Genomic DNA, 7,738 nt, shown 5'->3' with positions numbered 1-7,738 from the left:
TCATTAAGCTACGCTCAAATTACCTTTAGAGGGCTGGTTCTGAAAGCTTGAGGTCGATTTGGTCGATTTTGACTTTTCTGCCTTCGGCGTAAAAGACGCCACTGGGTACGAGTTCTCGAATGGCTAGGGCACCGGGCCGTTCGTAGGTGAGGGTAAAGGTCTCGTACTTTTTGCCGTTGGCTTGTTCTGCTGGCTGCTTTTGTCGCCATAAAATGGAGCGGAGGGTTACGCCTGCTTCTGGGAAGGCATAGTTGGGCAGCAAACCTTCATCAGTCAAAAAGTTGAGAATGTGTTTTTTGTTCAAATCCTTCATCAGGGCGCGGAAGCCTGCACGTTCGCGCTCTAGCTCAGCCAGGTGGTCTTCCTCTTGGAGCGCAGCGGGATTCTCTTTATACTTTTTAATTTTGCCGCTGATGTTTCTAATCTGGCTGCTGAGCCGCGTTCTTTCTTTGCGGACGCCTTCTAGGCGGTTCAAAATTTGCCAGCGTAAGCCACCTTCTTTTTCTTCACCTTTTTCCATAAAGGTGCTGATTTCAGCGCGGGTTTGATCGGCAATGGTGTCTTGGAACAGTCTTAAAAAAGTCTCTAACAGTTCGCCCTGATGGCTTTCGATATAGCTCAGCCAGTTGTAGGGAAACTTCTCTAAAGTACTGCGCTCAATCGCGTTGAGCACCTTGCTGAGTTCAGGCGGAAACGCTTGGCGGGTGATGCCTGTGGCTACCCAGCTATCTAGGCAAAAGGCGGTAAGCTGACGCTGTAAAATGGCTGAAGCGTCTAGATAGCAGCCTGCGGCCTCTACATTACCGTTGACCATCCGCATGGGGTCGGCGTAGAAGTGCAGATCGTGGGGTTTACCATTGGCGACGATGCCGACTAGCGCGTTACCGTCGCGGCGCCCAGCCCGGCCAATGCGCTGCTGAAAGCTGGAAACAGCGGGTGGGACAGAACACAGCAATACGGTGGAGAGGTCACCAATATTGATGCCCATTTCTAGGGTGGAGGTGGCCGAAATGAGGTTGGGGTCGCAGCGTCTTTGGTGTTCTATGAATCTACGTTCTAGCAATTCTCGGTTGGGCCGGGTGAGCAGTCCGGTATGTTCGGCGGCGACGATGCGGTGGACTTCACCTTTTTGGTAAAGGTTGCGGTAGTAAGATAAGCCGATGCGTGAGTCTAGCTGGTAGTGGCCGGAGCAGCCCTGGTTGAGGCAGGTCATATCCGTGAGGAACGTTTGCTCAACGGGTGTGACGGTTAGCTGATGGCTACAGCGATCGCACGCCAGCACTTTTCCATCAGGAAGAACGTTGAGCGTAGTAGTGGGGATTCCCCAAGCTCTCCCATCACCGCACACTTTCTCTTCTAATAAGTTGACACGCACAAGGCTTTCTAGCGCTTTGTGCAAGACTTCAATAATCTGTTCTTTGAGCAGCAGTGTTTCACTAGCAAGTAGGCGCTGAGTCCAATCTTCGCTCCAGCTAGAGCGTTTACCTGGACTGATGATCTGCTCAAAGGCTTGGCCTTTAGTTTGGGTCTTGGCCGAGGCATTGATCCAGAAAACAGGAATGGGAACTGTTGGGCTTAGTCCGGGCATGTAGAGTGGTTTCTGAAGCAGGAATGTATTGCCGCCGTTGGAGAGATAGCCAGTTTCTGTCGTTGCAGGCTGTAGGATGCCGCCGCGCTGTCGTAGGTGGTGCAGAAGTCCGAGTAAGAACTGATGAATTCGCTCGGGGGCAACGTCACGCAGGGCTTCTATTTCGTTGGTGAGGGTTAAGTGGAGTTGTTCGACGGCTTGAACAACAGCCGTTGGCGGAAATTGAGTGGCGCAGAGGCCGCTACGTTCTAGGGAGGGGCCGATGGCGGAGCGATGGCCAAACTGATTGACGATTTCCCAGGTGAGGCGCTCGTTGACGAGATTGGGTAGGGTGCTGTCGGTGGGTAGGGTGGTGCGATCGCTATGAATAAACTGATCCCAGTCGCGCAGCCATTCCAAATCGGCGGGTAAGAAGGTGGCGACGTAGCTGGCGGTGGAGGCTAGGCGCTGTTGCCAGAACTGAGGGAACTGCTGGGTGAGTTCGGCGAGGGAGAGTCCTTCGGGGTGGGCGAGAACGGTTTGGGCAATCGCAGTTCTCAGCGTCGTCCGATAGGTGCGAGCGCCGTAGAAGCCAGCGCGATGGGCTGCATCTTGCACCGAATCTGAAAAGGCCAGGAGCTTTTTATCGGTATTGAACGGGGTGGCGTAGAGGACGCCAATCATGGCACTGGTGAGGCTAGCGGCCTGCGCGCCAATAATCGATAGGCCGCTGCTGCTGTTGCAGTAGGGACAATCGTGGCTGGAGACTGAGCGTTTTTTGTCCTGGTAGCTTTCTTCGCGCAAGATATTGGGAATATGAACACGGAGTAGATGTTCGTGGCCGCAGCTTCGGCAGCTTTTGGCCTGTGGGCCGTTGATGCTGAGGCATTCGGGGCAGAGCTGGGAGAAGTCGGGTTCGGTGTCGTCGCAGGGAAAGACATAGGCGACTAGGGGCTTTTGTGCAAAGTAGTTTTGGTAGAACCGTTTGAGGTCGCCGGATTCTAGGCGGCTAGCGCCGACAGAAGGGCGTACGCCGCCCCAGCCAGTGGCACCGCAGTCGCGGCAGTGGAGGACGGGCAGCGTTTTTTGGAGTTGTTCGGGGGTGAGGTCGTCGGAAAACAACAGATTGGGTTCGGCTTCGAGGCTGGCGACCATGCGCTTGAGTTCGCGAAACCAGTGCTGTACGCGCAGGGTAACCCAGGGGAGAAGGATACTATCGCCCTGCTCTCGCTGAAGTTCTTGGCGAGCGGCGGCAATCAGGCTGAGCAGGCTATCGAGTAGGCGGTGAGGGTAGTCGGTGTCATCCTGTGTGATCAGGTGTAGCCGCTGACCGAATTTTTCGAGCAGGTAGGCATAGTCGCAGGGGCCTTCGGCGAGGATGCGAAGCAGGTTATGGACGATGGGCAGGGTTTTGAGTTCTTGTCCGAGCGCTAGTCGCCAGCTATCGGAGAGGGGCGGCGCGTCAGGGTTGGTGAGTTCTACGGCGGGGGCTTCTTCCTGTAGCCATAGGTCTGCTTGGGCAAGAAGATAGGCGGTGGGTGTGCTGTAGGCTTCGGGCTGCAGTCTGTCGATTTGCTCGGGGCCAGGGACTGGCAGCATGTTCAGCAGCGCGTCTTGGAGGAAATCGCCTGCGCTGATGCGGTCTTCTTCGATCAGGGTGCTGTCTTCAAAGCTCTCTTGAAAGATGGTTTCGGCGTAGTGCAGCATGTCTTTGCGATTGCTGGTGCTGCCGAGGGTGGCTGAGGTGCCAACGCAGGCGAGGTGCTGCCGGGGCGTTTTGAGGCGGTGCTTGAGGCGGCGCAGTAAGCAGGCGAGGTCGGTGCCTTGGGCTCCATCGAAGGTGTGGAATTCATCGACGATGATGTAGCGAAGGGTGTCGGGCTGGTTGTAGCGCCACAGCTTTTGGGATTCAGGCTGCACTAGCAGGTAGTCCAACATTTTGTAGTTGGTGAGCAGTAGGTCGGGAGGCGCGTCGCGGATGACTTGCTTGTCGGTGATGACTTTGTTTGGCCCCATTGTTGGGGAGGGGCTGTCGTCTTTGTCGCCGATATAGAGTCCGGCGGTAACTTTGTTGTTTAGGCTAGGGGTGCTATGGATGAGTTCGGCGATTCGTTTGGCCTGATCGGTGGCCAGGGCGTTCATGGGATACACCAAGATGGCTTTTATTCCCCGACTATTATCTGACGTGCCTGCTTGCTGGCGGCAGTGTTCTAGCAGGGGTAGGAGGAAGCATTCGGTTTTACCAGAGCCAGTGCCGGTGGCGACCAGGGTGGACTGGTAGTAGGGCGGACTGAGGCGGGCGAAGGCGCGTTCTTGGTGGAGGTGAGGGGTGAAGCCTAAGGGAATTTCGGAGAAGAATTCGCCGCTGCCGTTTTTCGTGCGGTTACCTGGGCGAAAGGGCAGGCCAATAGAGACGTAGGGGCCTCGGCCAATGTTTTCAGGTTTGGCGATAAAGCGCTCTAATAAGCCCTCGAACCCTGGAGTGGTGGGCCGGAAGGTGGTGCGGAGATAGTCGGAGACGCAGTTGCGAACCTGAGTGGCGACGATGGATGGAATCATGAGTGAGAGGCGTATCACAGCGGGTGATGGTTAGAGAGGAAGGTATTGAACCCTGTTCTGGCAATCTTCAGCGGTAGAAACTTTGGCAATGAGTTCTAGATCACGTATGCAGTCACCGACACCGATGGTTTGGGGGCGAACGTAAACAATGCCCGGAAAGAAAGTTCCAGACTGTTGCCGTTCTTTAGCAAGGGCTAATAAATCGTCGTCCTGAGAGAATAGGACTCTGCCTAGTTCAGTTGCCCTGGCTAAAATCTTTGGATCGCTTTCCCCTCTGCGCTGCTCCTCTTGCACTGTGATGACATCAATACCGCGTAATCGCAGCCCAGCTGTAATCTGACGCGGAACGTTCTCATCCATGTAAAATTTCAAGCTCATGATATGTAGCCTTGTTCCCGTAGCTTCTGCTCAATGCGTGAGGGAGGTGCTTGCCGACGAAACTCTTCAACCATTTTGGCGCGGCGCTCTATATCAGCTTCTATAGCGTCCTTATGATCCCAGTAGTAGGCTAGGGCGGAGTGAATTTTGCCCAGGGAGACATGGGGAAATTGAAAATGCAGCTCTTCAGGACTCCAGCCGTAAGCCTGTTGAGCGGACACTAGCTCAACGACTTTCATGGTGGTATCGGTGATGACGGGTACACCGTCGTCATTTAGGTGGATGTGTTTGTATTCGGTGGTGGTGTAAGTCATGGTGGGGCGTTAGTTTACGAGACATCCTCTTAAGTCTGCCAGATTTTCAAGAAACATACTGAATGGTCGCTATCAAACCGCTGCTAACGGCCTTTCTGGTTGAGGTTCGGCTGATTGGCGTTCTGATGGGATGTTACTTTCTTCTGTCTCTGATTCGCTGGCCGCTTCAATAGCCAAAATCTCTTTACGAACGTAAGCTTTGAAACTGTCAATGTCTGTGAAGAAGCGGAATGCGGCTTGGCTAGCAATTTCACTAATGTGACTGTCTTCATTGAGCAGTAGAGCAACTGGCTGGCTATAGCCAGGTTGCAGGCCATCAGGCCATGCAAGATCTAGAATTGTGATAACATCGCCACTCTCAGCTTCTGTCAGGTGGTAGGCAAGTTCGCCAGCGGGTAGCTGTTTCTCAAGAATCCACTGATTGCAGGATTGCAGAATTTGTTCTTCTGGATCAGCGATCGCACTGTCAGAAACAACAATTCTCTCTCTTTCTAAAACATCAGGTGCTGCTTCAGATTCTGGAATTGTGCCAATGTATAGACTATTTAGGAAATTGTTAGCGGCCTGAGCTAATAGCTCACGGCGGGCGGCTAGGAATTCTCGGTAGTTTTCATATTTCCAGAGTTCTTTGTCCATCGGTATCCAATGGGACGCGATGGTGCCTGGATGCTTTTCTTCGTAGTGAGCGAAATATTTTTCAGGATCTTGGTTGGAGACGATGAGATTGGTTTCTTTGGTGAGGAAGGTGAAGTTGGCGATCACATTCACTTCTGCTCGCTCATATCCGTTCCTGTATAGTTTGGATTTTGGAAAAATATGATGTACTTCTAGGCTAGAGAGTCTGCCTAGCATATGCTGAGACAGCTCAATATCGTCTTCCCAGTCACGAGCGCCGCAAACCCGAGTGAGCAAATACAGCATAGGGTAAAAGCGGTTGCCTTTGCTCCAGCCGCCAAAGTCGCTAGGAAATATTTTGAGGTCGCCTCGATCTTGACGCAAGAGTTCTATTAGACGTTCTAAACTGCCTTCTCTACCATCTATAGCGGCGAGATCTTTGCGTAGGGTAGATTCTGTCTGGCCGGAGTAGCGTCCCCATAGCAGGGTGTGAATATACCAGTAGAGCAGCTGATCGCGCTCTTGGTGATTGGGAAAGTGACCGCCGCGCTGATCTAGATAGCGAGACATTAGGGGAAAGGCGTAGATGCCACCCAGTACGCGGTCGTGATCTAGGCCGAGGCGAGAAGAGACGACATTGAGCAGCGTATCAATCGATTTGTCAGTGTCGTTGAGTCCTTTGCTAAAGCGCTCTGTAGAAACATCTTTGAGGGCCGAAAAGAGAGATTCGTTAGTGGTAACGGCGGTAATGCAGCGCAGGAACCAGTCGAGCTTAAAGTAGAAGCCAGCTTGGCTCCATTTCGCTAAGCAGCCTTTGAGTTCGTCGCGGGCGTCGGGCCAAGCGGCGCAGATGCGGGCGAGGGCGAGGTCTCCTTTGGAGAGTTTGGTGCCGCCGCTGTTAACGTTGTTGAAGATTTCAACGACTTCATCGACGGTTTTGTCTTTGCCGGAGACTTCTTCGATATGGAAGTCTCGGTTTTTGATGTTGTCGATAGCGGTGAGGCGGTTGGCGTAGTCTGCTAGCTTGGGTGCAAATTCTGGATTGGTGGCAAGGATGGGGAAGAAGTGTCCGACGCCTTTGTGCATTAGCTCGGTAACGCTAACCCATAGAGCGTTGCCGTCCATGCGGGTGGGCATGTAGAAAGCGAAAGTTTCTTCTTCTAGGTTGAAGTATAAGCCTGTGAAGGGTTGGGTGTTGCCATCAAAGAACTGAGGCGCTTTGCCTTTGATAATGCCGTAAAGGGAGGTGATGCGCTGCTGGCCGTCGAGCAGGAGTTTGACGGTGCCTGCGGAGAGGTTGCCTTCGCCTCTAGCGTGATCGGTGACTTGTTCGGTTTGGGTTTCCCATACGAGCAGGCTACCGACGGGATGACCTTTGTAGAGGGAAGTCATGAGTTTGCGTACCTGGTCGCGGTTCCAGACGTAGCCGCGTTGGAATTCGGGGAGGGCGATGCTGCCCATGTCGATTTGGTCGAGGATGGTGGTGAGACGCATGGGAAAGAAGGATGAACGATGAAGGATGAATGTTAGATCTGGAACGGTTTGGCTAAATGATTAGCCGTCCATTCGTGCTGAGAAAGCGTTCCAGGCAATGCGGTAGTCGGTGACTCTGTCGCACTTCGCAAACGGGGCTTGGTAGGTGATGGTTCGTTCGTGGGGGCCATCCGGCAGGGTGTCGTCGATTTTGGTGATTTCGACGGTGCCGGTTTTCATGTGGCGGATGTCTTCCCAGCCGGTGATGCCTTTCTTAGCGTTGCCTTTGCGGGGGAGTCCGACGCCGACGAGTCCTTTGCTGTTGGTGAAGACGATGCGGCCATTCATGTCGTAGTAGGTGTCGCGTTCGTATTGCTGCATGACGGGGAACTGGACGCGGTAGAGGGTGATGAGTTCGTCAAGGGTGAGACCGAGGGCTAGGGCGGCGAGGACGTCGATTTCGACGAGGGCTTGGCGGCGGGCGTAGTCGGTGCGGAGGGCGCAGTGGCGTTGCCAGGTTGGGGTGAGGTAGGTGAAGAAGGTGGGAGATAGGCGGGGGTCGTTGGGTTTGCTCCAGGTGTCGGTGGGGAAGGTGGGGGAGAAGGTGTCAGCCCAGAGATCGGTATAGTGGGTAGTGAGACAGTTGAGAGCGAGGGTACGAGCACGAAGTTGGGCAGAGGCTTCAATTAAAGGAAAGTTCTCCCATGTGAAGTGAAGATTTGAGCGCCCAGTTGTTTTGATGTAGAAATCGGCAACTACGCTGCTTCCAAAGCTCATCGCATTGACAAGCAGTTTGTTCGTTTTAAATACTGTTGTTTGAACACCATTGATG

At 53.6% G+C, this 7,738-nt stretch carries 4 protein-coding genes and 1 pseudogene; all 5 read right to left on the bottom strand.

All coding sequences use genetic code 11. The features are described from left to right. Positions 1-25: 25 nt before the first annotated feature. Positions 26-4,126 carry a DEAD/DEAH box helicase gene (locus tag IQ256_RS27775; RefSeq protein ID WP_193858934.1) on the bottom strand — a complete coding sequence of 1,367 codons (4,101 nt, stop codon included), beginning with the start codon at positions 4,124-4,126 and terminating at the stop codon, positions 26-28. Positions 4,127-4,156: 30 nt separating this feature from the next. Continuing rightward, positions 4,157-4,504 carry a DUF5615 family PIN-like protein gene (locus tag IQ256_RS27770; protein WP_193858933.1) on the bottom strand — a complete coding sequence of 116 codons (348 nt, stop codon included), beginning with the start codon at positions 4,502-4,504 and terminating at the stop codon, positions 4,157-4,159. Next, complete coding sequence (locus IQ256_RS27765) at positions 4,501-4,818, bottom strand: DUF433 domain-containing protein (RefSeq protein ID WP_193858932.1); 318 nt, start codon at positions 4,816-4,818, stop codon at positions 4,501-4,503. Before IQ256_RS27765 ends, IQ256_RS27770 begins: the two co-directional genes overlap by 4 nt. Positions 4,819-4,890: 72 nt before the next feature. Further along, complete coding sequence (locus tag IQ256_RS27760; protein ID WP_193858931.1) at positions 4,891-6,927, bottom strand: DUF262 domain-containing protein; 2,037 nt, start codon at positions 6,925-6,927, stop codon at positions 4,891-4,893. A gap of 60 nt (positions 6,928-6,987) precedes the next feature. Further along, a pseudogene (locus IQ256_RS27755) lies at positions 6,988-7,738 on the bottom strand (hypothetical protein); the annotation flags it as partial.

The sequence above is a fragment of the cf. Phormidesmis sp. LEGE 11477 genome (assembly GCF_015207105.1).
In the GTDB taxonomy this organism is placed as follows: Bacteria; Cyanobacteriota; Cyanobacteriia; order Phormidesmidales; family Phormidesmidaceae; genus Phormidesmis.
The sequence above is the reverse complement of the archived record's forward strand: the minus strand, read 5'-3'. Positions and strand labels throughout refer to the sequence as shown.